The following is a 24,670-nucleotide window of genomic DNA, read 5'->3' as shown; positions in this document are numbered from 1 at the left end:
ACCACCAGAAAAACGAGTGCAAAAAATATGCCTAACTTTACAAACCATTCCCTTTTTACAAAGCGATGACAAAACTGTCAAAACACTTTATATGCATCGTGAGTAATCAACTGAGTCATTGATGAACAGAATTCAAAACTGTCAATTGGCACAGAGTGACGCCAAGTGATTGGCAGTGCGGCCAGATTGCATCATGCATGCATGACATTACAAACAGCCTGGATTTAAAGTCACATCGCGGGATGATTCAACAGACATTTTCCATGCACCAACATTCGCATGAAAGCACTGCGCTGGTGCACGTTAGCACCATAAATTCTCACAACGAAACCACTTTATCTTCCAGGATTTTCACCCCCCTCTTCTTCGATGCGCACTGCTTCAACGATGCCCCTTGTGAGGTCCTTACTTTTTCCCGCAAATTATCATGCTCCACAAATTTCTTCACAAAGGAATCTCATGAGCACAATTCCTCCAACGGCGACAACATCTGAAATCGCACTGTTTGTCAAAAGCATTGACACACCAGGCCGGCCGGTCAATACCGAATATGCGGCGATGGCTTATTTAGGCATGTGCCGCAATCAGTACATGAGCCACAATTGGCTCATCTGCCAGTTTGCCTGGGAAGAAAGTATCAACAACATCAAACAAAGTGTTGGAGAAGCGACTGCCAGCATTGTTAAAACCCGCATTGAGCAGCTCTATCAGCAAAAAGGATATTTCCCGAATTCCACCCCTTAACAAACAGCCTCACACGCCTTAAGCATCATTCTTCCCGATGCATCCACACCTGTGTCTCTGCCTTTGTAAAAGGCGCTGGGATGAAACAGGTGTTGTCTGACGATACTGCCTGTAGCTGCAAACAATACTTTATTGATAGACAGCGAAAACGGTGCACATGGTCCATACAATTCCAGACAGCATGACACCTTATGGACAATGCTGTATCCATGTACATTCGCAGGAGAACATCATCATGAGCACGAGGAAAAAGAAACTATCAATGGCACTTTGTTCATTGCTGTGTGCCGCCAGCCTCAGCCTGACAGGCTGCCAGCTTGTAGGGGAGCACCCGCTGCATCCCGGTAACATTGCAGCCAATATCGCCGCTGCTCCCGTTGCTGTTGTATTAGGCGCATGGATGGTGCTTGACCTGGCATTTAACGATGGAGATACCTTTCGTTTTAAAATCTAGGGCGTGTTAACACTCCCTGGTACCAGTGAACCTGCCGTCTCAATCAACTTCATGGCATGCGCGGTATTCCTGCCTTATGGCGCATACACATCTGGGCGTTGCAGACAATCAAAAGCCCTCACATGGAGGGCTTTGGGAACAGAACATGAAATGAATGTAATGGGCTGCTGATGCTTTATCAGTTGCAATACGTATAACCCTTGGTTGTATAACAAGCCTTGCCGTTATTACCCATGCTCCATCCATTTCCCATGTCAACATAGGTCGCACCATCATTGGAGATTGTGATGTTGCCGTCTCTGATATAAGCCCGGCCATTGCTGCCAACCCCGGCACTGCCGATTTCGCGGCGATTGCCTTGTGAATCCTGAACATACCGGTCACGCACAAGAAAGCCGGAGCCATCTGAACCGACAACCGCATTTCCTGAACGGCGATAAATGGTCACTTCCGCATTGGCAGCCGTTGCAGTCACTGCAAGCAGACCCAGGCAAATGAGTAGTTTTTTCATATGATCACCTCCAAGATAAGTCATGTTTGAAACAAAATCGTCCAACAGCCAAATGATCAAACATTGTCAGATCATCTCTTTGCTTAAGGGTATCGTAAGCCCGGCATGTAAACCCTGTATTCAAGCTGTGTAAATTTTTGTTAACTTGCTTTTACTCTCTTTTGTTTCAGCCCGAAAGCAATGCGGATATGACCGTCTGTGTGCAAGATGAAATAAAGCCCTGTATCAGGGCTTTTACACAGACATGAACTCGCGGCGGCTTGGGGAAAATTACATCTCCTCCAGCCGCCCATGTTGTTCGTACCGGGTAACGCGCTGGACCTTGTTTTCATCATCGACAAAAACCACATTGGGTCTGGCGTTTCTGGCTTCTTCCGGGCTCATATGGGCATAGCACATGATGATGATTTTGTCGCCGGGTTGTACACAGCGTGCTGCCGCGCCGTTCAGGCAGATCAGCCCGGAGCCGCGTTTTCCGGCAATGGTGTAGGTCTCAAATCGGCTGCCGTTGTTGATGTCAACGATCTGTACTTTCTCATATTCCAAAATCCCGGCTGCTTCCAGCAGATTTTGGTCTACAGTGATACTGCCCACGTAATCCAGTTCGGCCTGAACCACAGTGGCACGGTGTATTTTGCCTTTCAGCATACACAGTTCCATCCGGAATGTCTCCTCTTTAGGGGGTAAATATGAAATTATCAATCAGCCTGGTTTTGCCAATGAACACGGCCAGGGCGCACAGCACCGGTCTGTCAATCTGCTGAACAGGCTTTAAAGTATCCAGATCAACAATGTGAACGTAATCTATCTTGGCCAGTGGCTCCTGCCTGATTCTGGCTCCCACAGCCTCAATGATGGCCGCCGCATCACGCTCCCCATGTGCTGCCATGTTGCGCCCCAGATCAAGCGCCTGCGAAAGGCATAGCGCAGCCGCGCGCTCCTGCGCACTGAGGTAAGTATTGCGCGAGCTTTTGGCCAGGCCGTCAGGCTCCCGAACAATCGGGCAGCCGACAATATCTGGGTCCATATTCAGGTCGCGCACCATGCGCCGAATCACCGCCAGTTGCTGGGCATCTTTTTGTCCGAAATAAGCCTTGTGCGGCGCCACAATATGCAACAGCTTATTGACTACTGTGCACACGCCCCGAAAGTGGCCTGGCCTGCTGCTGCCGCACAGGCCTTCGGTCAGCCCGCTCACATCCACGTAGCTGGAAAATCCGGGTGTATACATTTCTTCAACGGTGGGATGAAAAATCAGATGCGCACCATATTGCGCGCATACCTGCTGATCACGCACCAGATCGCGTGGATACGTTGCCAGGTCCTCCGCGGGGCCAAACTGCATGGGGTTAACAAAAATACTGACCACCACCCGGTCATTTTCTTTTGCGGCCTGTGCAATCAGGCTGCCATGCCCCTCATGCAGGTAGCCCATGGTGGGCACCAGCGCTACAGTCAACCCGTCCTGCTTCCACTGCCTGACCTGGTTTTGAACCTCGGCAACCGTGCTTGCAATCTGAATCATGGCTACGCTCCTTTGCCATGGGCAGCGACCTTTTGCACCGCAGCCATGACGTCGTCACTGATGGAAAACACATGCTCAGGCCCGGGGAAAGTGCCTGCCTTGGTCTGATCGCCATACGCCATAAAAGCCGCTTTCATGGCAACCCCCATATCGGCAAACTGCTTGGCAAATTTAGGTGCAATGCCCCCGTACATGCCCAGCATGTCCTGGTACACCAGCACCTGGCCATCGCATCCAGCGCCTGCACCAATGCCAATCACCGGAATATCCAGCTCCCGGGTCACCAGGCGTGCCAGTTTTTCCGGCACACATTCAATTACGACCATAAATGCACCCGCGGCCTGTGCAGCCCTGGCATCGGCCAGCAACTTGATAGCTGCGGCCTCATCCTTACCCTGGACTTTAAACCCGCCAAATGCGTTGACCGACTGCGGCGTCAAACCTAGATGCGCCACCACCGGAATTGAAGCCTCCACAATCGCCTTGATCTGCGGGGCAATCACCTCACCCCCCTCAAGTTTGACCGCAGCCGCGTGGCCCTCTTTAACCAGCCGGCCGGCATTGACCACAGCATCGTAAACAGAAGTCTGGTACGACATGAAAGGCAGGTCTGCAATCACCAGCGCCTTTGAGGCCCCCCTGGCTACTGCCCGGGTATGGTGAATCATGTCTTCCATGGTCACCGCCAGCGTATCTTCATAGCCCAGCATCACCATGCCCAGTGAATCGCCGACCAGAATGCATTCAATGCCGGCTTCATCCATCAGCCTAGCGGTGTAGTAATCGTAGGCGGTAAGCATGGTGATTTTGTCGCCATCGATTTTTTGTTTATGCAGTGTCGTAACAGTGTGCTTCATACAACTTCTCCTGTGGCCATTCTCAATTCCAAAACCCCGCCCCTGTTTGCCCACACATACAGTCTGTGATACCTGTCACGAAGACCATACCATCAAGGGGAAACCACTTCGTCTTCACAATATGACTGGCTGAGATCACAGCGCATCTATCAGCGGCAGACCAAAACTCCATGCCCAGTCAATATGTGGCAACGAAAAAGAGGGGTATTTTCTCACAATTATGGAAAACGTCTGCTTTTCTGCCTGCTGCCCCAGCATACAGCTTATGTTTTTCATTCCTGTAGGCCTCAGCTCAGGTTTCATTGCAAATGCATTGCCTGGTTTGCTTTCATCTTTCTGATTAACAGCCATTGCCCGACAAAAACAGACGCATACATCCAGAACTCGAACAACTCTTCCAATACCTGTTGTTGCGGATGCGATAAAGCCTGAAAAATAGACAAGCCATGCCCTTCTGCCGACGCACACAGCAATGCAGCAATCACTGCCAAAGCAATTTCAAACCAGGGAATCAGGTGCTGTTGGAACAATTGCACCACAGTACGGTATTGCCTGGTGACAAAAAAGATCACCACCATACCCAACAAAAGAAGCCCCATAACAGGAGCAACCGCAGGCCGGTACCACAGTTGAAGCGTCGATGAGTAAATCGGCCCCGTTTCGGGGTGCACATACAGCGGGGGCATCAAAATCGCAGTTCCCCAGCTCAGTTCACGGGCCACCAGCAAAAACCAGATCGGCACCAGCATGATCCAGAACCAGCGCAGCCTCTTATCCCGGGCACATACTGCACTGCATACGGCCATAAGCAAGCCCAACAGCAAAAGAGCTACCTGGGTATTTTCAATCAGGCCATTTTCCCACCCCGTACGAATAGGAAGCACATGCGCCAGCACATAACAGGTAACCAACCCGGCCACAAGGATAAAACGGGAAATTAGAGAAAACATGGTGTAGCGGATAAATAAACCTCATACATACAGTCTCGTATGTATATATATTACCTATTATGCCAAAAGTCGCCCCCTGTTTAGGTTTCTTTTTTCGTCATATATGGCAGCATGCTTTGACAGTATCGCCAGTCAATACACTTTGCTAAATTTACCGTAAAACTGCCAAAATATGCCTCTTTATAGTACAAAAATGTGTCAAAAACTCAACATCTGTTTTTTACGCCATAACCCCCATGCTAGAATCGCCGCAGGCTGCCCAACTATCAACTTTAACGCCACAAGGAGTTTTGTTCATGGCAAATAATGAATCTGTTAGCAAAGAATCGAAGGATACCGCTGGTCTGATGTGGATTTTGGCTATTTTCTTTAGCCTTATCTCCTCTGCCATTTTCTATTTCACCAAAAAGGATGATGCTTTAGTACAAGAAGAGTCCAAACTGGCATTGAACCTGTCTATCAACTATGTGATCGTCATCATTGCGCTGAGCATTGTATGCAGTATCCTCGGTATGATTGCTGCATTTCTCTTTTACATTGCTTATTTGGTGGTACTGGCCGCTTGGGCTGGCTGGGCTTACATCTGCTACCTGCATTTCAAAGCCGTTAAAGAAGGCACGGCTAAACCGAAAATTCCTTATGCCATCATGTTTATCAAATAAACCTTTTGTGCATCATGAAAAGCCTACCTGAGCCGGTAGGCTTTTTTACTGCCAATCAGAGAAATGCTACAGGCCACTGTGCAGGTTGACATATCCATTATCATATGGAAGACGCAACAGGAAACTATGTCTACAAAGTAAAGCACTGACGTGTCTTTACCTTTCTTTGGAACAACCGCATTACCTATCCCATGAATTCCCAGCCTTTCAACCCTTGGCGTTTGAGCGTAGCCCCCATGCTGGACTGGACCGACCGGCATTGCCGCTATCTGCACCGCCTGATCACCCAGCATACCCGGCTGTATACCGAGATGGTGACAACAGGCGCCCTGTTACATGGTGATGTAGCCCGCCATCTGGCCTTCAATGAAGTGGAGCACCCGCTGGCACTTCAGTTAGGCGGCAGCGAGCCGGCTGACCTGGCAGCCTGTGCACGGCTGGCTGAACAATGGCAATACGACGAAGTCAACCTGAATTGCGGCTGCCCGAGCGAGCGTGTACAGCGCGGCGCTTTCGGCGCCTGCCTGATGAACGAACCGCAACTGGTCGCCGATGGTGTCAAAGCCATGTTGGATGCGGTCAGCATTCCCATCACCGTCAAACATCGCATCGGCATAGACCGTATTGAAGAATACAGTTTTGTGCGTGACTTCATCGGCACACTCAGCCATGCCGGTTGCCAAGTGTTTATCGTGCACGCACGCAACGCCTGGCTCAAGGGACTAAGCCCCAAAGAAAACCGCGATATTCCCCCGCTGCGTTACGAAACCGTTTATCAGCTTAAAAAAGACTTTTCCCACCTCACCATTGTGCTCAATGGCGGCGCTAAAACCAACGCAGAAATTGCACAGCATTTGGCTCATGTGGATGGCGTGATGATTGGACGCCAGGCTTATCACGAGCCTTATATGATGGCGCCGTGGGATCAATTATTTTTTAACGATGCGCACCCGGTTCCTTCCCGTGAAGCCATCGAGCAGGCCATGGTGCACTATTGCGAAACCGCCATTGACGAACACAATTCGTGGCCACAAATCATGCGCCACATGCTCGGGCTGCGGCACGGTTTGCCAGGGGCCCGCCGCTGGCGGCAGGCCTGGTCGGACCACCGCAACAAACACCTTCCGGTTGCGCAGGTTGCCACCCAGATACAACAGTTGATTCCCACGCCATAAAAACAACATCGGCCCGCACTTGAAAGCAATTTTTCAATGGGTGTAGAATAGATTCCCATGAAATGTAGCCACGTGATTATTTTGATTACGAGCCTACCAGGTTCCCTCGGGTCTGGTAGGCTGAAGTCATATTGCGTCTGCACATTTTAAATAAACCGCTGTAACGCACTTCAACATATCAAGCCCGCAGGCATTTGCACTGTGGGCTTTTTTGTGGAAGCAAGTTCAGCACAACCGGTTATGGTGTTTTCAATGAACTGATACTGTCTCAAAGTCCATGTGCTGCCATCAGGCACTTTCAATTTCACTTAGAATGGCATCCGGCTGTTCTTCTTTGGAAATTGTTCTGGATGCTTTTGCACCCTTGCCCCTTGCAGTTCGGCACAGCCTATGTAGGCACAGCATGCGGGCTTGTATTTCAGCATCATGATTTTTGACTTCGATTGCACACGCCATATCTTTTGAAAAACAAGGAACTATTCATCCATGAATACCGCCGATGTTACGCATGAAGGACAGCCCAAAGCGCGTCCCTTAAATAAAGAGGATTACAAAACCCTGGCACTTTCATCGCTGGGAGGAACGCTGGAATTTTATGACTTTGTCATTTGTGCACTGTACGTGGACAAAGTCATTATTGGCCTGTTCCTGCCCGATGACATGAACGCCTTCACTCAGAGCCTGCTCGGCTGGGGTATTGTGGCGTCTGCTTATATTGCCCGCCCGCTGGGGGGCATCATCATGGCGCACTTTGGCGATACCATCGGCCGCAAACGCATGTTCACACTCAGCGTTGCCATGATGGCCCTGCCCACATTTGCCATTGGCCTGCTGCCTACTTATGCCACTTTAGGCGTTATGGCTCCGATTCTGCTGTTGTGCATGCGTATTTTGCAAGGTGCGGCTATTGGCGGGGAAATGCCCGGCGCGTGGGTCTTCATTGCCGAACATACACCCTCCCAGCGCTATGGCCTGGGCATTGGAATTCTCACCTCCGGTATTACCGGCGGCATCCTGCTGGGCTTTATCGCGCTGATTCTGATCAAGGTCTGTTTCACAGACCAGCAGGCGCTGGACTACGCATGGCGTATCCCATTCATTGTGGGCGGCCTGTTTGGTGTGATCTCGGTCTACCTGCGCCGCTACCTGAAAGAAACACCCATCTTTAAAGAAATGGCCGCCCGTAAAGAACTGTCCAAACAGGTGCCCATCGTCAACGTTTTAAAAAGCCACAAATTTGCCTGCGTGGTTGTGTTCTTACTGACCTGGACACTATCCACCACGGTAATGGTGGGCGTGCTGATGACGCCAACAGCCATTTTAAAAGCCCGTTATGGCTTTGATGAACTGCACGCCAGCATCGGCGGCTGTATTGTTGCGCTGACACTGACCATTGGCTGCGTCGTTTTCGGCTGGCTGGAAGACAAACTGCGCACCCGCATGACCATGACCATTGCCTGGGGCGGCCTTGCCATCAGCGCATTGACCTTCTTTGCGGCATTGCACACCGGCCTGAGCGTGGCAGGCATGATGACGCTTTACGGCATCATGGGGCTGTTCTGCGGCGCGATCGCCCTCACCCCGATTGTCGGTACGCGTGCGTTTCCACCCAGCATCCGCTTTTCCGGCCTGTCATTTTCATATAACGTGGCCTATGCCATTTTCAGTGCCATTACGCCACAGCTTACGCTTTACCTGCTCAACCCCAACCATATTCTGGGCAGTTACAGCTACATGGGCGCGGGCTTTTACATTGCCGCCGTCTCCCTGCTGGCCATTGCGGTAGCGTACTTGCCGCTGGCTTACCGCGGCTGGACAACACAGGTAAAGCTGAATCTGGCAGCATCTCCTGTGCCCGCGGCACAAAACGCAGTGTCCTCATAAACACGGCATTTCCAAAATGCGGTAACTCGTATTACTTTTTACACAAACCACCGTCACCCCAACGGTGGTTTTTTATTTAAGCCTGTTTTTACCTGTCGGCATCAACCGGCCTGCCCCTTTTCAGGCCATGATGCACTTGACTGTCGTAAACATACATCGGTCATATCTTATTTGAAACGCACTGCTTTAAAATTGCCAGTGAATTGCCGGGTGGCCTCATACAACCTTTTGACAGGGATATCAGGCACGCTGCGTATTTATTTTCGTTTTTGAAAGGTTCAAAATGCAAAACAACATGCTGATCAGCAACATTGAATTTTTACCCGGGTATACAGTGACACAGCATCTGGGTCTGGTACAGGGCAGTACCGTACGTGCCAAACACGTTGGCCGCGACATGATGGCCGGCCTGAAAAACATTGTAGGCGGTGAACTCAAAGGCTATACCGAGCTATTGAACGAATCACGCCAGGAAGCCATTGACCGCATGAAACAACAGGCTCAAGCCATTGGCGCCAATGCCGTGATCAATGTACGCTTCAGCACCGCCAATATCACCGCCGGCGCCTCTGAAATTCTGGCCTATGGCACTGCTGTTGTTGTCATGCGAGGATAAGCATCATGGAATTTATCGTCTGGCTTATATTTTTCCTGATCTTGTTAACCATCGGACTGGTTTTTGGCAAGATGGGTGAGAAAAAGCATTATCGCCAAATCAAAGAGCGCGAAGAAAAGCTCAAGCACATTCTGCTGTTTAATGAAAAGCGCCCTCCTGCAATCGTTTCGGGCCAGCAGTTTACGCTGGTCAGCGGCTCGGTGGTCATGTCCGGCGACTATTTCAAACAGATCCTGGCAGGCTTGAAGCAGATTTTTGGCGGTCGTCTGAACAGCTACGAATCGATGCTGGACCGGGGGCGCCGTGAAGCTATTCTGCGCATGAAAGAGCAGGCCGAAGCCCAGGGCGCCAGCATGATCTTCAATGTGCACCTGCAAACCGCGACATTAGGACAAAAGCAGGGGAACCAGGGCCCTACCTGCGCAGAAATTCTGGCCTATGGCACAGCATGGGTGGTTCCCAAAATGACCTGACTGCAAACCGCGCATGTCTTACGTTAACCCCCAGGTGCCGCATGAAGTCAATGTGACCAAGGAGTCGCAGGTATTCTCCTTGGTCAAACTGCTCACAGCCATCCTGCTGATCATCGTTGCCGCGTTCATAGCCATCTACTTTGCATTCAGGTGGTCGGTACACTTCATTCCATTCAGCGTCGAGTCCTCGATTGCACAAGGCATCGTCTCCAGACTGGTGGAAAATCCGTGCGGTTCACAATACAGCGCAGCCCGCCAAGACCTGCAGCAACTGGCAGAGCATCTGGCCCTGGCCATGAACGCACCCGATGATATGCCAATCCACATCCACATTGACAAAAGCTCTACCCCCAATGCTTTTGCCACACTGGGTGGCCATATCATCGTGACCCAGGGGCTGATCAACACCGTGCACAGCGAAAACGCACTGGCGATGGTACTCGCACATGAGCTGGCGCATGTGAAAAACCGCGATCCGTTAGCCTCTTTGGGCACAGGGGTAACTGTTTCCATCCTGTTATCACTGCTGACGGGGGGAGACGCCAGCCAGATTCATGTCATGGTCAGCAACCTCACACAACTGTCGTTCTCCAGACGCCAGGAACGCCTTGCAGATGAAGATGCCATTGCAGCGCTGCAAGGCTATTACGGGCATACCTTTGGCGCCGAAGAATTTTTTCAGGTTATGGCTGCCGAACATGGCGTCAAAGCCGACCAGATCGATTTTTTTCAGACACACCCCGGCACCCAGAAACGCATTGAAACTATCTTGCGCTCACAAACTGGCCATGCGCCAGAACTGACGTCACTGCCGGACAGCATTCTGAAAATACAGCGTCACTGAACCTGAATACCTGAATTAAAAAATCTTGCCCGGGTTCATGATGCCCTTCGGGCCAAAAACGGGTTTCACTTTGCGCATCAGTACAATTCCCAGTGGAAATTTGTACTGCTGGAAGTAACCTTTCTTTAACTGCCCCACCCTGTGCCAAGCACTGAAACTGCCGCCAAACTGTGCGGGATATGAAACTTGTCGTGAACTATTTCACAAAATTAACATTTTTGTTTTGAACCTCGCCCAATTGAATGAACTCCCTTAATTAAGGGGCTTCATTTATTGGCGCTGCGTATTTTGCAGCTTGATCTCACTAAAAAATCACAATTTCTATATTTAACAATAATTAACATTCGAGGGCAGTTCTATGACAGACAAAAAACAATGCACACGCCTTTGTTATCTATCTCATCCTCCTCCTAAAAATACAGCCACATGGAAATCAGCGTATGGGCCGACAACCCGCCTGAAACACCCTACAGAAAAACGCCCCGTCAGAATCCCCTCCAAAATCTCCTTCATCGCACTCTGCACCTACCTATCTATCCTGTCTATCACCCCTGCAGTCCAGGCCCAGAACACAACCATCAACACAGGTGAAACTGTCACCATTCCAGGCACATACGCCACACCATGGAGCATCGGGAATCTGTATATCAACGGTGCCATGAATATCCAGTCCAGCGGCGAAGTCAGCAGCACATCAGGCCATATTGGCTACAGTGCAGGCTCTACAGGCAATGTCACGGTGGATGGCAGCGGCTCGAACTGGACCAGCAGCGGCGCTATGTACGTTGGCAACAATGGCGCAGGCGAGCTGACCATCGTCAACGGCGGCACTGTCAGCAACACATCAGCCTACATCGGCAACAGTGCAGGCTCGTCGGGCACTGTAACGGTGGATGGCATCGGTTCCAACTGGACCAGCAGCAGCTCTCTCATTGTTGGCAGCTACGGCACAGGCATACTGACCATCAGCAACGGCGGCACTGTCAGCAACAATACATCTGCCCTTATTGGCCGATATTCAGGTTCGACAAGCGGCGTGACAGTGGACGGCAACGGCTCAAGCTGGATCAACAACGGTCTTCTCTACCTTGGCGACGAAGGCACAGGCGAGTTGATCATCCGTAACGGCGGCACCGTCAGCAACACATCAGCCACCATTGGCCGCTATGCAGGCGGGTCAGGTACCGTCACGGTGGACGGCAGCGGCTCAAGCTGGACCAGCAGTGGCGCCCTCACCGTTGGCAATTACGGCACGGGTGAACTGACCATCAGCAACAGCGGCACTGCCAGTAACAATACATCCGCTTTTGTTGGCCGCTATTCGGGTTCGTCGGGCACTGTAACGGTGGACGGCATCAGTTCAAACTGGATCAATAACGGTACTCTCGACGTCGGTTACGAAGGCACAGGTGTACTCACTATCCGCAACGGCGGCACTGTCAGCAACACAACGGGCTACATTGGCACTGAAGCAAGCTCGTCAGGCACCGTCACGGTGGACGGCAGCGACTCAAGCTGGAGCAGCAGCTTCGCGCTTTCCATTGGCCATTACGGCACGGGCACACTGACCATCAGTAATGGCGGCACCGTCAATAACAATATATCAACCTTAATTGGCCGTTACCCAGGCTCGTCAGGTGCTGTGACGGTGGACGGCAGCGGCTCAAGCTGGATCAACAACGGTATTCTCTACGTTGGCGATGAAGGCACAGGTGAGCTCACCATCCGTAACGGCGGCACTGTCAGCAACAATACATCAGCCACCATTGGCCGTTATGCAGGCGGGTTGGGTACTGTCATAGTGGATGGCAGCGGCTCAAGCTGGATCAGCAACGGAACCCTCACCATTGGCAACGAAGGCACAGGCGTACTCACCATCCGCAACAGCGGGCTGGTCAATGCAACCGGCGGTGTAGCCGTTGGGGTTAACACAACAGGCAGTGCAAACCTGAGCCTTACCTCCGGCGGTACGCTGCAAACACAGGTACTCACCGCAGGCAGTGGCACGGTCACCGTAACATTTGACAACGGTATCCTGCGCGCACTTGCAGACAATGCATCGTTCATCACCGGCTTTGCTCCCGGAGAACTGTTCATCGATGCCGGAGGGCTCACGGTTGACGATAACGGCTATGCAATTGCCACTGACAGCTCCATTTTCAGCGGCGTGGGAGGATTGACGAAAACCGGCAGCGGCACACTCACCCTCGGCGGTGTCAACACCTATAGCGGCGCTACCACCATCACCAGCGGCACGCTCAAAGCAGGTATTGCCGGCGCATTCAGCGCACCATCGGCGTATACCGTGGGCAGCAATGCCACCCTCGACCTGGGCAGCCACGACCAGCGCATTGCCTCATTGGTGAACAGCGGCACCGTGCGCATCAGTTCAGCAGCTTCGGCCAATCCGGTCGGCGCAACACTGACCGTCAATGGCAACTACCTCAGCAATGGTGGCAGCCTTTATCTGCGCACCGTCCTGGGAGATGACAGTTCGCCCACGGATCGGTTAGTCGCGGACAGTGTGACGACCGGAGCCAACGGGGCAACCCGGTTGTATGTCATCAACGCTGGTGGCGTGGGTGCCGATACCAGCGGCAATGGCATTGAAGTGGTGCAGGTTGCCACCACTTCTGACAACAACGCCTTTATACTCGGCGCACCAGTCACTGCAGGTGCATATGAATACATACTCAGCTACAACGCCAACCAGAACTGGTACCTGACCAACACCGATCCCACGGGCAACGACGAGTCAGCCCATGATGACCTCAGCAGCCGGCTCGCAGGCATGCTTTATGGGGGTGTGCTTTACAACCCCAATATCGGCTCGTATCTGGGCAACCAGTATGCCGCAGCCAGCATGTTCCACCACAACGTGTTTGACAGAAAAAACAGCCCCCGCTCACCTGACCGAACCCTGTGGGCCAGAACCAGTTACAACACCGTCAAAAGCGACCTGCTTGGCAGTAAACAGGAAGTTGACATCAAAACCGGCATTCTCCAGATCGGCGCTGACCTCTTGCAACACGACCGCCTTGTTGCAGGTGTTTACGGCGGCTACGGGCACAGCAAGGTTGACAACACCTCCAGACAAACCGGCACAACCGCAAACGGCACAGTCAATGGCTATCACCTTGGCGTGTACGGCAACTGGACGCCCGAGCGCAATGAGCAAAACCACAACAAAGGCCTGTATGTAGATGGATGGGCCTACTACGCGTGGTACAACAACAAACTCGCCGGCAATGCACAGTACAGCCAAACCAAATACAACAGCACCGGTTACGCCGTTTCCAGCGAAGTCGGCTACGGGTTTGAACTCTGGCAGCAGGGTACCACCAGTTGGATACTGCAGCCCCATGCGCAAGTCAGCTATACACATATCAGTGCCGATAGCTTCACCGACTCACACGGCACCCGGTACAGCAACAACCAGAGCAGCGGCTGGCAGACCCGCCTGGGGGCAAGGCTCCATTGGCAGCAAATAGCAGACGAGTACGGTATCAACCCTTTTATTGAAGCCAACTGGCTGCACAATACGCTGAACAACGGCGTCAGTCTTAACGGTGTTGCCATGCAAAGCGATATCGGCAAAAATGCCGGCGAGCTTAAACTCGGCTTCCGCGGGCAGGTCAACGAAAGTTTAAGCGCGTGGAGTCATGTGGGCATGACATATGGCCGCGAAAACTTCAAACGCTATGAACTGCAACTGGGCATGGGCTGGCAGTGGTAGAGCAGTAGTACAGACAACAGTAATGCCCCAGTAATGTCCTATCCTGTTGCCTTTTTCACCTAGCACCGGTGAAAAAGGCAGTACCGCCACTGAATCAGAATATTTTCCCCGGATTCATGATGCCCTTCGGGTCAAACACGGCTTTAAGCTGGCGCATCAGTTCAATTTCCAGCGGTGATTTGTACTGCTGGAAGTAGTCCTTCTTCAACTGCCCCACGCCATGCTCGGCACTGAAACTGCCGCCAAACCGGTATACCAGTTGCATCACTTCATGCGTAATGTTTTCACCGACCCCGTTGTCTGTGAAATAGGCGTTACCTGCGCCTGATGGTGCATTCACGTTGTAATGCAGGTTACCGTCACCAAAATGCCCGAAAACAATCAACTGCACATCAGGATAGCGTGAATGCAAAACAGATTGCGCCTGCACCATGAACGCTGGCAGGTCTTTGATCGGAATGGAAACATCGTGCTTCAACTGCGCGCTTTCCAGCCGCTGTGCTTCAGGAATTTCCTCACGCAAGCGCCACATGGTTTCTATCTGCGCCAGCGAGGTGGAAATCGCCGCATCCATGCACAGTTCCTGTTCAAACAGTGAGCCTACCGACTCTTCCACCAATGTATTCAAGGCCGCTTCATCTGCCGTATCGGCAAGCTCCAGCAGCACATAGCCCGGATAAGGCTGCTGCAACGGCGAGCGCAGGTCGGCAAAATGTTTGTGAACCAGCTCAATGCATTCCTGCGTCATATACTCATAAGCCTGAATGCGCTGCCCGCATTGCGCGGTCAGTTGCTCATAGCAGGCCAGCGCCTTGTCAGCACTTTCCACTGCGATAAATGCGACCGTGCGGACCTGCATTTTCGGCAACAACCTGACCACAGCAGCCGTAATGATGCCCAGTGTACCTTCCGAGCCTATAAACAACTGCTTCAGATCGTATCCGGTATTGTCTTTGCGCAGGGCATGCAACTGGTTCAGAATCTGCCCATCGGGCAACACCACTTCCAGCCCCAGCACCAGTTCGCGCACCATGCCGTAACGCACCACGTTCACACCACCGGCGTTGGTTGCCAGGTTACCGCCAATTTCACAGGTTCCCTGCGCTGCCAGGCTCAAAGGGAACATGCGCCCGGCATTACTGGCCGCATCCTGCACATTGCTCAAAATGCAGCCCGCCTCCAGCGTCATGGTATTGCCCACCGTGTCAATATCGCGAATGGCATTCATGCGGTCCAGGCTGATGATGATGTTCTCTGCCCGCTCGTCAGGTGTTGCGGCACCGCACAGCCCGGTATTACCGCCACGTGGGACAACCGGTACCCCATATTCATGGCACAGCTTTACACAGTCAGACACCTGTTGCGTCGTTCGCGGGCGCACCACCGCCTGTGCCTGCCCCTTGTACAGGCCACGCCAGTCAGACAGCCAGGGCTCAACGTCCTGAGGGCTTGTCACGACAATATCTTCACCCAAAGCCACTACCAAACGTGTCAAAAAATCACTCATGTGCACCTCTTTCAGATTTCATGCCTTCATGCAACTGCATGACAGTTTATAGAGTGCCCTGCTGCTTGTAAATCCCTGGTTTTACCTATTTTCACGTCATCAATCTACATAAATTTCAGTATTGACAGAAATTTATGTAAGTATAAAATATGTCTTGTCTGGCCAGACTTTGACATATTCCTTTTTCATCAACATCAGGAATATGGTTTTACACATCCTGTCACTCAGGAGGATCAAATCATGTCCAGTCATTTACCTGCCCGCTTCACCATCGCCAAACCCGCCTCTTTGCAAGCGGCTTCCTCACACCAACCAGCCACCCCAAAGCACAGCCACCATGCAAGCGCTTTGCCTTCAGGTGATGCCACTTCCAAAAGCATTCCCTCTGAAAAAAGCATTATCCGCACGGTCGCCTGGAAAGACCTGCTCCCCATGAGCCGCTGGGAGAGTATTCATGAAGTCACCCTGAGCCTGCCCTGGCTGCTGGGCTCATTTGCCGCCTATCATTACCGTATCTGGCCATTGGGGCTTTTATGTTCGTTCATGTTCTTTCTAACCGCCTTACGCCAGGTTCATAACGCCTACCATTATGCAATCGGCTTTAACCGCACTTTCACCGAATGGTTCATGGTCATCATGAGCCCTTTGATGTTCTGCCCCCTGCATGCCGTCCAGCTCAACCACTTAAGACACCATAAATACAACATGAACCACGAGGATGTCGAAGCCATCAGCGCCCGCATGCCCTGGTGGAAAGCCATCATCACGGGGCCGTTGTTTCCCTGGCGTTTGCTGAAAAAAGCGCTTGAAGTCGGCAACACCCATTACCGCCGCTGGATCATGTTTGAAATTGTTGTGTGCCTGGCATGGTTCATCGTGGTTTTATTTGTTCTGGATATCTTCTTTTTAAAAGCACACCTGCTGGTCATGTGCCTGGGTGAATGCCTGACTTCCTTTTTTGCCGTTTGGCTGGTACACCACGACTGCGACGAAACCATGCATTCACGCACCATCCGCAACCGCTTTAAATCGTTCATCACCTACAACATGCTTTACCATTATGAACACCATCTGTTTCCTGCCCTGTCCACCTGCAAGCTGGCTGCGGTTGCCAAACGCCTGGATCAGGCCTACCCCAACCTGCCGCTGAAACAGGTTTTCTAAAAATGGATGCAGACAGATTTTTGAAACAGATAGATGCCCCTTGACCATCCGGTTAATGCCGTTTGCAAAGTATCTGCATCTGCAGATATTGCAGGCCGTCTGCCTGCACGCATTCAACATGTTTTACATTGCCCTATCACATTAACCGGCGGCATTTTGCTTTTACCTTAATCATCGCCTCATTCTTCCTTACAAATAAAGCAAAAAATAAGCCCCTTTGTTACACTGCGCAGATCATGCAAAGCTCCGAAGTCATTAAAAGCATTCCCATCTGCGCATACCAGGTTTCTGATACAGATCGCAATCTGTTCGCCCTGCTGGACGAACAGCAGGCATTGCACCTGTATAGCCTGAAAGACCACCACATTGTCCAGACATTCCAGTTGACAATGCTGCACCCTTCAAACCATTCTTCAATTTATTTCAGCGCCCCTTACATTGCAGTGGCCGAAACCTTTGGCCTGAATGCCGCCGTCATTGATACCGACAGCGGCTATGTCATGCGCCTGAGCAGGGAAAATTACCACAGCGATGTCTGCTCTTTTGCACTCGGCTTTGTCAGGCACAACAACAAAACGCTGCTGATGCACCAGACACAATGGAACCGGCTGGACGTTACAGACCCGGCCACAGGCACCCTGCTGACCCAGCGCACCATTGATCACTCACAGCAAAAAAACTACCTCGATTACTTTCACAGCCGCTTGCATATCTCCCCTGGGAAAAACAACTTTCTCATCAACGGATGGATCTGGGGGCCGCAAGACAATGTTCGCTGCGGCGAGGTCAGCACCTTTTTGAACCAGTACGAACCCAGTACCATGCATGTAGACTACAGCAACGGTTACAACTGGGACCGGCCCGCCACCTTTATCAACGACGACGTTTTTGTCATTGGTGTTGACGACCCCGACCCGGCGCTGTATGACGAAGACGAAATTCTGCAATGGATTCCCAGGCGCTTGCAGTTCTACAATTTCAAGGATGCACAAAGCGACGGCTTGCTGCCCCAGTTCAAAATGCTGGATGGCGACTGGTTTGAAAAAGTAGACTATGGCGAGGTCAAAGGCCAGTTGCATTACGCCCCCTCTTTGAAAGCGCTGGTTGCCATCAGCAGCAAAGGCATATTTGCCATCGACCTGCAAGGGCAACTGCTGGCAGAAATTCCGCTTGAAAACCCTGCACAATGGATGTTCAGCGCAGAGCATGAAATGCTCTATCGCCTGCATGACCATCATATGCAAACCGTAGCGCTTTCCAAGTATCTATAAATCGATAAGGTGTTATGCACATTGCCCGGTATAATTTGGTTTGCTGAGCACATCATCACTGAGATACCCTGGTACCAACCTGATATACATAAAGGCAGCCGCATCCATGCACACATTGATACGCGTCTTTCTGGCTTTGCTGTTCACCGCTTTCAGCCTGGGGGCATACGCCAATTGCAGCAGTATTCGTGACAACGACCAGCGCGCCTATTGCTACGCCACCTCCGGCTCAGGTTCCTGCGGCAATATCCGCGATAACGATCTGCGCAGCCAGTGTTATGCCGAAACCGGCAAAGGCTCATGCAGCAGCATTCGTGACAATGACCAGCGCGCCTACTGCTACGCCACCTCCGGCACAGGCTCATGCGGCAGTATCAGCAGCAGAAACCTGCGCGATCAGTGCTATGCCGAAACCGGTAAAGGCTCATGCAGCAGCATCCGCGACAACGACCAGCGCGCCTACTGTTATGCCACAACAGGCTCGGGCTCGTGCGGCAACATCCGCGATAGTGACCTGCGCAACCGCTGTTACGCCGAAACGCGCTGAAAACTTCCATACCGCTGCCGAATATCCCTGGCATGCATGGCCGGCAAAACAGCCTGCCCCCTGCCATATCAATCAAGATATATGGAGAAAACCACGCATCTATGGCAATTCCCTCCTAATGATGCGACAATTAAAGGTTGTCCCAACAGACAACAAGCGCCCTGGTTCATTCGCATCGAAAATCAGGCCGTTAAACACTTTACCGATTTGAAATCATACACATGGCTCAATACGTCTATACGATGAACCGCGTCAGCAAAATCGTGCCACCAAAACGGCAGATTTTGAAAGACATTTCCTTGTCATTTTTCCCAGGGGCAAAGATTGGTGTTCTGGGGCTCAATGGTGCAGGGAAATCCACCCTGCTGAAAATCATGGCCGGTATCGATACCGAAATTGAGGGCGAAGCCACACCCATGCCCGGCCTGCGCGTCGGCTATCTGCCGCAGGAACCCCAGTTAAACCCCGATCAAACCGTGCGCCAGGCTGTGGAAGAAGGCATCGGCGGCGTACTGGCGGCGCAAAAACGGCTCGATGAAGTGTATGCCGAATATGCCGACCCCGACGCCGACTTTGACAAGCTGGCGGCCGAACAGGCTGAACTGGAAGCAATCATTGCTGCCGGCAGCGGTGAGAGCACCGACGCACAACTGGAAATTGCCGCCGACGCCCTGCGCCTGCCGCCCTGGGATGCACCCATCGGCCCGCTCTCCGGCGGTGAAAAACGCCGTGTTGCACTGTGCCGCCTGCTGCTGTCCAAACCCGACATGCTGTTGCTGGACGAGCCCACCAACCACCTGGATGCCGAATCGGTCGAATGGCTGGAGCAGTTTCTGCACCGCTTCCCCGGCACTGTGGTTGCCATTACCCACGACCGCTACTTTCTGGATAACGCGGCTGAGTGGATTCTGGAACTGGACCGCGGACACGGTATTCCTTGGAAAGGCAACTACAGCAACTGGCTGGACCAAAAAGAAAAACGCCTGGAGCAGGAACAGAAATCAGAAGATGCCCGCATGAAAGCGATGAAAAAAGAGCTGGAGTGGGTACGGCAAAATCCCAAGGGGCGCCAGGCCAAGAGCAAAGCGCGTCTGGCCCGCTTTGAGGAGCTGTCTGATTTCGATTACCAGAAACGCAACGAAACCAATGAAATTTTCATTCCGGTAGCAGACCGCCTGGGCAACGAGGTGATCGAATTCACCAACGTGACCAAAAGCTTTGGCGACCGTATTCTGATCGATAACCTGAGCTTCAAGATTCCTCCGGGCGCCATTGTCGGGGTGATCGGCCCCAACGGTGCCGGTAAATCCACGCTGTTCAAGCTGATCCTGCAAAAAGAACAGCCCGACAGCGGCGAGGTGAAAATCGGCTCCACGGTAAAACTCTCCACCGTCGACCAGAGCCGCGACGCGCTGGAAGGCGACAAAACGGTATGGGAAGACGTATCCGGTGGTCTGGACAACCTGACCGTCGGAAAATTTGTCATTCCCAGCCGCGCCTATCTGGGACGCTTTAACTTTAAAGGCAACGACCAGCAGAAGCTGGTGAAAAACCTCTCCGGTGGTGAACGCGGCCGTTTGCACATGGCCAAAATGCTGGCCGCCGGCGGCAACGTGCTGCTGCTGGACGAACCCTCCAACGACCTGGACGTGGAAACCCTGCGTGCGCTGGAAGATGCGCTGCTGGAATTTGCCGGCTCCATCATGGTGGTCAGCCATGACCGCTGGTTCCTTGACCGCATCTGTACCCACATCCTGGCCGCCGAGGGCGACAGCCAATGGGTATTCTATGACGGCAACTATCAGGAATATGAAGCCGACAAGAAAAAACGGCTGGGTGAAGAAGGCGCACGCCCCAAACGCATGCGCTTCAAAGGGCTGAAATAACCCGAAAACACCACACAAACAGCAAAAGGGGGCATCACTGCCCCCTTTCACATTGAAACATTGAACACATCAAAGAGCCGCTCCAGGCTCCCCTGTCAATATCCTTTTAGCACCCTGTCAGCAGGTGATTACTGGCTCAGCAGGATGGAAGCAATTTTTCCGCTTGAATTGTTGATCTGAATAAAATCACCGCCAATCAGCACCCAGCGGTGTCCTACGGCCGGCGGATTTAAACCGTAAGCTTTCCAGTCTTCAATGCTGTATTGGCGGCCACGGTACTCCTGCGGCAGCACCTGCCCTTCGCTCAGATGCTCAGCCGGGCGGACAGATTCCGGGGCCATCTCATTGCCCCAATGCGCTGCGGCAGGCCGGGCTGTCTGGCCAGATACACGCTGATTGGCCTGATACGCGCTATCCTGCGCGGCATGCTGGCGCTCCTCCCCCGAGATACGCTGTGGCTGAACGGCCTGTGCGGTTTGCACATAAGGAGACATGGCCTCCTTGGAAGGCACCCGGGGCTGAGCCGCCATGGCCAAAGAACCGCCCAGCAATGAAACTGCTGCAAAAGAAAATACCAATGATTTTTTCATCTTCATTTTTCAACTCCTTTTATCATTCAAAATGAAATCGGTTTGATGTTTCACTGAAGAAATAGATATGAACGTAAACCGGTGTAGGTGGCATGAGGTCGTTGTGGAAATCGGCCTTCAGTGACCTCAGAACGGTTATTATCGAACCTGTCCTGTTACCTCGTGCCTGAAGGCTGGTCAGCCCATGGATGCATGGTGTTCAAAATTGCTGAGTCGCAAAAACATAACTGACACCACCATTGTAGAGCGCAAAAATCCCCTCTCTGGTTCATGGAAAAATAGGGGGTTCATTCGAATGCCATGAAAGAAACAGTTGCGTTAACGCAAACCAGGCTTTCTCTTAACTGCTCAAAATACCAACTATTCCACAATTTCACCCTCTTTGCTCTGTTAGATTTACTTAAAAATATTGATATATCATACACTTAAGATATTTTTTCGGGCGAAGGAATTTGAGGCGGATATGAAAAATAACAAACGCAAAAGCAGTACCCATTTACGCGGTAAAAAACAAGCTTTGGAATATTTTCAACTCAAAAAAACAGCCATGTGGCTGCTTCCTGCCTCCCTGCTTTATCTGAGCATACCGGCATATGCCATCACATCATGCCCGGCCGGAACCACCTGCACCGGCACGGCTGACTTTATCAAGGAGTTGCGCGGAGGCACCCTGACGATATCAGACCTGACCATGACCTCAGGTGCAGGCGGCTCAGGCATCAGCCATGGCTTTGTGCAAATTGGCGACCCTGGTACAGGCTACGCAAACCCGACACTGGTTGCGAATGGGTTGAACTTCAATATCACCTCCACCACATCGGTAGATCGGGGCGTGATCGTTGCATCCGGGCTAAGCGGAACCACCATCACCACCGAGATACGCAACTCCAGCATTCTGTTCACCTCCTCCGGCAACACTGCCTCCAACACCGTTGCGCTGTTATCCGAAAGCTTTTCTACTGGACAAACACATAACCTGACGATAGAGTCAAGCACCATCAGCAGCACCTCAACCAACAGCCAGGCCATGGGTGTTTATGCGTATTCCCGCTCACCTGGGTCACCCGCTCCCGGTTCACCAAGTATCAGCCTGACGCTTCAAGGGCAAAACCACATCAGCGCTACAACACAGAGCTCCAACGCCAATGCACTTGCTATTGGTTTTGGCGCCACCACCAATGTGCAGCTCACAGAAGAAGCACCGGGCGGCAGCATTACGGCAACCACCATTTCAGGCGCGGCATACGGCATTTATTCGCCCCTTGCATCAACCAACACCATCCAAACGTATTCGGATATCACCGCCAACTCGACAAATGGCAATGCCACCGGCATTTACGTCTTGGGCTCTACCGCCAATAACGTAACCACGCTGGCCGGAGAAATCAAGGCCCTCACAGGCGCAGGCATCGGCACCGGCATTTCCATGCAAGGCGCGGGAAGCCAGACCCTGAACAACGCTGCCAATATCACCGTAACGGGCACAAATACGAGTTCTGCCGGCATCAATGCAACATCCAGCGGCAGCAGCAATATTGCGCTGGCGTCTACCGGCACCATACAGTCGTCCCGATACGGCATTTATGCCCAGTTGGTCGATGGCACATTAACCATCGATAACCAGGGTGCCATCTCCTCGACCGGGGGCATGGGCATCAGCGCATCCGCATCAGGCACAGGCGCTGTCACGGTTGGCAACACTGCTGCCATCAGCACCACGGCCCGCGCCATTGATACGCTGACCAGCTCCGGCAACCTGGAAGTGACCAATACCGGCATACTGACTGTCACAGGAACCGACTCCGCAGGCATTTATGCACAAAGCCAAGATGGCGCTACCACCGTTACGCACAGTGGCGGCATCACCACCGCTGATGGCCGCGGTATCCATGCCAGGTCTACCAGTGGGGAAGTCACCGTCAACGCAAGCGGCGACATCACCACCGGGCAGGCCACAGCCACCACGCACAACCATGGCATTGATGCGGGCAACACCAGCGGCAAAGTCACGGTTAATTTTGATAACGGCACCATCAAGGTGGTGGGCACCAACACGGGCGGTGGGAACAGCATCGGCATTGCAGCCTGGGATACCGGCTCAACCAATTCTGCCGTGCAGGCGGCCATCAACCTGGGAACAAACGCCACGGTAGACGCCACCGAAGGCGTATGGGCATTGCAAATCAGGAGCAATGGCACCGGAAAAATCAATATCGCCAGCGGCGCCCAGGTCCTGGGCGGCACCGGCGGCGGTATTCATATCACCGGTACCGGTACTGCAGCCGCTGTTCATGACATCAACAATGCAGGCACCATCAATGCCATGAATGACAGGGCCATCTCGTCACAAGGGCCGGCCGGCACCGTCGTCACCATTCAGAACAGCGGTACCATCGAAGGCTACATCACTGACAGCAATGCCGACCTGAACTTTCACAATCAGGCAGCAGGACTGTGGGACCTACGCAGATTTTCTGACACCAACCTGGATGGCATACGCGACACCAAATCTGTTGCCATAAGCGACTTTGGCAGCGGCACCAACACCTTTATCAATCAAACTGGCGCCACCCTGCGCTTGGCTACCGTCAGTGGCGAAGCCACCACCGTAACCACAGGCGAATACGTTCCCGTTGGCGCCCTCAGCAGCAGCAATACAGGCATCGTGCACGGGCAACTGCTCAACCTCAACAGCTTTGAGAACGCAGGCACCATTGACCTCAGCGCCAATGGACTCGCAGGAGATGTGCTCGTCATCACCGGGGGCACCACCCCCGGCAGCTATGGCAGCGGCCAATACATCTCCAACGGCGGCAACCTCAGGATAGACACCGTACTCAACCAGGGTGATGCCAGCAGCCTGAGCGACATCCTCGTGCTGGATGACGCCATTTTAGGCAGCGGAGCCACAAAAATACATGTGAACCCCATTATCGGCAGCCCCGGCGGACTCACCACGGGGGATGGCATCAAAGTCGTCGAAGTCTCAGGCACCTCCGATGCAGGCAGCTTTGCCCTGGCATCCCCAATGACCTATGGCGCCTTTGAATACATCCTTGCCAACGGCACAGGCGCCAACACACAAAACTGGTACCTTCAAAACAGCCTTGTGGTCGTACCCCCTCCGGCACCTTATACCCCGGAGCAGCCCACCATCCGTATCCCCATCTACAACCCCAACATTGGCAGCTACTTGGGCAACCAGTATGCGGCAGCCACCATGTTCAACCACAACATCCTGGATAGGCGCGACAACGTCCGCTCACCTGACCAG

The 24,670-nt window shown here is 52.5% G+C and carries 20 protein-coding genes and 2 pseudogenes; 14 read left to right on the top strand and 8 right to left on the bottom strand.

The annotated features are described in order from the left end of the window. Window positions 1–459: 459 nt before the first annotated feature. Window positions 460–744: a hypothetical protein gene (locus AACY98_RS06920; protein ID WP_339803284.1), complete on the top strand. Its 285-nt coding sequence runs from the start codon at window positions 460–462 to the stop codon at window positions 742–744. A gap of 262 nt (window positions 745–1,006) precedes the next feature. After that, window positions 1,007–1,198, top strand: coding sequence for a hypothetical protein (locus tag AACY98_RS06915; RefSeq protein ID WP_339803282.1), 192 nt, complete (start codon window positions 1,007–1,009; stop codon window positions 1,196–1,198). 178 nt (window positions 1,199–1,376) lie between these two features. Here the strand turns inward: AACY98_RS06915 and AACY98_RS06910 are convergent, their stop codons facing one another. From AACY98_RS06910 to AACY98_RS06890, 5 genes are all read right to left on the bottom strand, one after another. Next, complete coding sequence (locus tag AACY98_RS06910) at window positions 1,377–1,709, bottom strand: hypothetical protein (RefSeq protein WP_126977040.1); 333 nt, start codon at window positions 1,707–1,709, stop codon at window positions 1,377–1,379. A gap of 270 nt (window positions 1,710–1,979) precedes the next feature. Next, window positions 1,980–2,369, bottom strand: a complete 390-nt coding sequence (gene panD, locus AACY98_RS06905; RefSeq protein ID WP_126977038.1) for an aspartate 1-decarboxylase — start codon at window positions 2,367–2,369, stop codon at window positions 1,980–1,982. Window positions 2,370–2,385: 16 nt separating this feature from the next. Then, window positions 2,386–3,234 carry a pantoate--beta-alanine ligase gene (panC, locus tag AACY98_RS06900; RefSeq protein WP_339803277.1) on the bottom strand — a complete coding sequence of 283 codons (849 nt, stop codon included), beginning with the start codon at window positions 3,232–3,234 and terminating at the stop codon, window positions 2,386–2,388. A gap of 2 nt (window positions 3,235–3,236) precedes the next feature. Next, entirely contained in the window at window positions 3,237–4,091 is an 855-nt protein-coding gene (gene panB, locus AACY98_RS06895) for a 3-methyl-2-oxobutanoate hydroxymethyltransferase (protein ID WP_339803274.1), read from the bottom strand. A 299-nt stretch (window positions 4,092–4,390) separates the two neighbouring features. Continuing rightward, complete coding sequence (locus AACY98_RS06890) at window positions 4,391–5,041, bottom strand: hypothetical protein (RefSeq protein ID WP_339803271.1); 651 nt, start codon at window positions 5,039–5,041, stop codon at window positions 4,391–4,393. A 236-nt stretch (window positions 5,042–5,277) separates the two neighbouring features. Here AACY98_RS06890 and AACY98_RS06885 point away from each other — a divergent pair, with 236 nt between their 5' ends. The 6 genes from AACY98_RS06885 (at window position 5,278) to AACY98_RS06860 (ending at window position 10,695) form a co-directional block, all read left to right on the top strand. Then, on the top strand, window positions 5,278–5,703 hold the full coding sequence (locus AACY98_RS06885) for a DUF4870 domain-containing protein (protein WP_339803268.1): 426 nt from the start codon (window positions 5,278–5,280) through the stop codon (window positions 5,701–5,703). 191 nt (window positions 5,704–5,894) lie between these two features. Then, window positions 5,895–6,878 carry a tRNA dihydrouridine(20/20a) synthase DusA gene (gene dusA, locus AACY98_RS06880; protein WP_339803265.1) on the top strand — a complete coding sequence of 328 codons (984 nt, stop codon included), beginning with the start codon at window positions 5,895–5,897 and terminating at the stop codon, window positions 6,876–6,878. A gap of 486 nt (window positions 6,879–7,364) precedes the next feature. Further along, window positions 7,365–8,762, top strand: coding sequence for an MFS transporter (locus tag AACY98_RS06875; RefSeq protein ID WP_126977028.1), 1,398 nt, complete (start codon window positions 7,365–7,367; stop codon window positions 8,760–8,762). Between the two features lie 295 nt (window positions 8,763–9,057). Then, a complete protein-coding gene (locus AACY98_RS06870) occupies window positions 9,058–9,378 on the top strand; it encodes a heavy metal-binding domain-containing protein (protein ID WP_126978459.1) in 321 nt (106 codons plus the stop codon). Window positions 9,379–9,383: 5 nt separating this feature from the next. Further along, complete coding sequence (locus tag AACY98_RS06865) at window positions 9,384–9,851, top strand: YbjQ family protein (RefSeq protein WP_339803260.1); 468 nt, start codon at window positions 9,384–9,386, stop codon at window positions 9,849–9,851. A gap of 13 nt (window positions 9,852–9,864) precedes the next feature. Then, window positions 9,865–10,695: a M48 family metallopeptidase gene (locus AACY98_RS06860; protein ID WP_339803257.1), complete on the top strand. Its 831-nt coding sequence runs from the start codon at window positions 9,865–9,867 to the stop codon at window positions 10,693–10,695. A gap of 15 nt (window positions 10,696–10,710) precedes the next feature. Here AACY98_RS06860 and AACY98_RS15030 read toward each other — a convergent pair. Further along, window positions 10,711–10,857 (bottom strand): annotated as a pseudogene (locus AACY98_RS15030) (FAD-linked oxidase C-terminal domain-containing protein); the annotation flags it as partial. Between the two features lie 196 nt (window positions 10,858–11,053). Between AACY98_RS15030 and AACY98_RS06855 the strand changes: the two are divergent. Next, window positions 11,054–14,431, top strand: coding sequence for an autotransporter outer membrane beta-barrel domain-containing protein (locus tag AACY98_RS06855; RefSeq protein ID WP_339803255.1), 3,378 nt, complete (start codon window positions 11,054–11,056; stop codon window positions 14,429–14,431). Window positions 14,432–14,525: 94 nt separating this feature from the next. Here the strand turns inward: AACY98_RS06855 and AACY98_RS06850 are convergent, their stop codons facing one another. Continuing rightward, complete coding sequence (locus AACY98_RS06850) at window positions 14,526–15,944, bottom strand: FAD-binding oxidoreductase (protein WP_339803252.1); 1,419 nt, start codon at window positions 15,942–15,944, stop codon at window positions 14,526–14,528. Between the two features lie 234 nt (window positions 15,945–16,178). On the opposite strand from AACY98_RS06850, the gene AACY98_RS06845 reads away from it, so the two are divergent. The 4 genes from AACY98_RS06845 to ettA all read left to right on the top strand — a co-directional run bounded on the left by AACY98_RS06845 (window position 16,179) and on the right by ettA (window position 20,806). Next, window positions 16,179–17,102 carry a fatty acid desaturase family protein gene (locus AACY98_RS06845; RefSeq protein WP_339803249.1) on the top strand — a complete coding sequence of 308 codons (924 nt, stop codon included), beginning with the start codon at window positions 16,179–16,181 and terminating at the stop codon, window positions 17,100–17,102. A gap of 236 nt (window positions 17,103–17,338) precedes the next feature. Next, window positions 17,339–18,373 (top strand): hypothetical protein, encoded by a 1,035-nt coding sequence (locus tag AACY98_RS06840; protein ID WP_339803246.1) that lies wholly within the window; start codon window positions 17,339–17,341, stop codon window positions 18,371–18,373. A 106-nt stretch (window positions 18,374–18,479) separates the two neighbouring features. Continuing rightward, complete coding sequence (locus AACY98_RS06835; RefSeq protein WP_339803243.1) at window positions 18,480–18,920, top strand: hypothetical protein; 441 nt, start codon at window positions 18,480–18,482, stop codon at window positions 18,918–18,920. A 221-nt stretch (window positions 18,921–19,141) separates the two neighbouring features. Beyond that, window positions 19,142–20,806 (top strand): energy-dependent translational throttle protein EttA, encoded by a 1,665-nt coding sequence (ettA, locus tag AACY98_RS06830; RefSeq protein ID WP_126977016.1) that lies wholly within the window; start codon window positions 19,142–19,144, stop codon window positions 20,804–20,806. Window positions 20,807–20,934: 128 nt separating this feature from the next. On the opposite strand, the gene AACY98_RS06825 is transcribed toward ettA, so the two are convergent. Then, on the bottom strand, window positions 20,935–21,402 hold the full coding sequence (locus AACY98_RS06825) for an RcnB family protein (RefSeq protein WP_339803237.1): 468 nt from the start codon (window positions 21,400–21,402) through the stop codon (window positions 20,935–20,937). 457 nt (window positions 21,403–21,859) lie between these two features. Between AACY98_RS06825 and AACY98_RS06820 the strand changes: the two are divergent. Continuing rightward, window positions 21,860–24,670 (top strand): annotated as a pseudogene (locus AACY98_RS06820) (hypothetical protein); the annotation flags it as partial.

Source organism: Saezia sanguinis (genome assembly GCF_963921665.1).
In the GTDB taxonomy this organism is placed as follows: Bacteria; Pseudomonadota; Gammaproteobacteria; order Burkholderiales; family Burkholderiaceae_C; genus Saezia; species Saezia sanguinis.
Note: the sequence above shows the minus strand (reverse complement) of the source record. Positions and strands in the feature narration are given on the sequence as shown.